We start from the raw sequence: 503 nt of genomic DNA, 5'->3' as shown, positions 1-503 counted from the left end.
CAGAGGGGGCAGTGCTGGATAAACAGACACTGGAATATACGGTTACGAGACGGTTGACAGGGAACCGGATAGAACCGGAAGAGAGTATTCTGGTAACGGCTCCGCAATCGTTAACTGCTGAATTCGAACCGGATTATTTTTCGAGGGACGAAGTATCGTGGAAGGCCAGTGATCCGGCCGTAATCAGGATAAATGAAGAAGAGGCATCTTATAAAGAAGTTTCGGTATCTGCCTATAAGGATGCAAAATGGATCAGGGATATCATAGCGGCAGATAATGGAAAAAAGGAGAATGACAACTATACGCTGCTTACTGGAAATGGGGAACGGAGTGTCCGCGTTTCAGTAGAAGGGACGGATAAGCTCGGGAACCGGGCAACGGCGGAATGCATGGTTACGGTCCGTTTTGTGACAGAAGACAAAACCAGGATTGTTCCTGATGCGGTTAAATTAAATCAAACGGCCATGGAATACCGTCTAACCTATGATAAGGCCGGAGATATT

The 503-nt window shown here is 46.9% G+C and carries 1 protein-coding gene; it reads left to right on the top strand.

Features of this window, described 5'->3' with window-relative positions; translation table 11 throughout:
- Window positions 1–11: 11 nt before the first annotated feature.
- Window positions 12–503, top strand: a 492-nt coding sequence (locus NE664_13290) for a hypothetical protein (GenBank protein MCQ4727606.1), incomplete at its 3' end; no start/stop codon positions are given.

The organism is Anaerotignum faecicola (assembly GCA_024460105.1).
Lineage (GTDB): Bacteria > Bacillota > Clostridia > Lachnospirales > Anaerotignaceae > JANFXS01.
The sequence above is the reverse complement of the archived record's forward strand: the minus strand, read 5'-3'. Positions and strand labels throughout refer to the sequence as shown.